An 856-nucleotide genomic window follows, 5' to 3' on the forward strand; every position below is an offset into this window, starting at 1 on the left:
TCCGCCGCGGCTTTCGCCGTCGCGACATCCTGGGCGGCCTGCGCGACCTCTGCGGCCTGAGTGGCGGCGGCGAGAACCTGGGCGTCCTGGGCGGCCTGCGCCGCGGCCGTGACCTGGAATCCCGAAACCATGCCCACGAGGGCGAGAACGGAGACGACTCCCGTGGCGATGCGGGCGCGGCGGGCCGGGTGGGCCGCCTTAGTCATCGTCGCCGCTCTCACTCTGCTCGCTGTCGGAGACGTCGGTGTGGTGACTCTCGTCGTCGCCGCTGATAGTGCGGTTCTCGGTGCTGCGCTCGGTGCTACTCACGTCGCTGGTTTCGTCGCTGGTTTCGTCGCTGCGGCCGTCTCCGCTGACGCCGTCCGTGGAGGAACGAATGTCGGTGCCGCTCGTCGTCTCCGCTCTGGTCGGGGCCGGCAGCGGGGCAACGGCTGCAGGTGTCGGCATCGCGGGCACGACCGGCACTGTGGGAGAAGGAGAAAGAACCAGTGGCGCGTCCGTGGAAACCGGAACCAGAACCTCGCTGGCCGCGCCGCCGGCCCCGGCCCCGATGGACGAGAGAGTGTCGGCGTTCACGACCATCGCCGCTGAGGCGAGGCCCAGCACACCGACGATGGACACGATCGTGATCGTTTGTGATTTCATATTCCGAGACTACGGAGGCCTGGATCTAGAGCGACCCCAGGAACATCCAAGACTTGTCCAAGAAAATCAGCCGCCGGATCCGCCCGATGAACCCTGCACGGGGGCAGGTACCGGAGCGGGAGCGACCGGAGCTGGAGGTGGTGGCGGCGGCGCGACGGGAGCGGGGGCAGCCGGAGCGGGGGCAGCGGGCTCTCACGGGAGCGGGAGCGGC

The 856-nt window shown here is 69.4% G+C and carries 2 protein-coding genes; both read right to left on the reverse strand.

Annotated elements, in window-relative coordinates; translation table 11 throughout:
* Positions 1 to 206: hypothetical protein (locus tag JF66_RS19065; RefSeq protein ID WP_035880456.1), on the reverse strand; the 206-nt coding region annotated here is incomplete at its 3' end.
* Entirely contained in the window at positions 199 to 645 is a 447-nt protein-coding gene (locus tag JF66_RS19070; protein WP_035880457.1) for a hypothetical protein, read from the reverse strand. The genes JF66_RS19065 and JF66_RS19070, both read right to left, overlap by 8 nt.
* Between the last annotated feature and the right edge of the window lie 211 nt (positions 646 to 856).

The sequence above is a fragment of the Cryobacterium sp. MLB-32 genome (assembly GCF_000738085.1).
In the GTDB taxonomy this organism is placed as follows: domain Bacteria; phylum Actinomycetota; class Actinomycetes; order Actinomycetales; family Microbacteriaceae; genus Cryobacterium.